The sequence below is a fragment of the Gemmiger formicilis genome, from assembly GCF_016901605.1.
Lineage (GTDB): Bacteria > Bacillota > Clostridia > Oscillospirales > Ruminococcaceae > Gemmiger > Gemmiger formicilis_B.
In genome coordinates, this window is sequence record NZ_JACJKP010000662.1 from 1 (window position 1) to 249 (window position 249).

Consider the following 249-nt stretch of genomic DNA (forward strand, 5'->3'; position numbering starts at 1 on the left):
CGGGACGGGACAAAAGCGATCCGCAAGGTATCAATCTTTTTGTTGCTGGTTTCAGAAGTCGCTGTGGTACTTGTGCTGCTGTCTGTGGAACTTGTGCTGCTGGTGCTGCTCTGGGACTCGCTGTTTTGGCCGCCGCAGCCAGCCAACAGGCCAACACACATCACACCAGCCAGCAGGAGAGAAAATGCTTTTTTCATTCTGTGATCCTCCTTGTTGTTTCTGTAAACGTTTCTGGGGTTACTATTAAAT

1 pseudogene is annotated in these 249 nt (G+C 49.8%); it reads right to left on the reverse strand.

What is annotated here, in order from left to right:
- A pseudogene (locus tag H6B10_RS16365) lies at positions 1-197 on the reverse strand (phosphonate ABC transporter substrate-binding protein); the annotation flags it as partial.
- Positions 198-249: the final 52 nt, after the last annotated feature.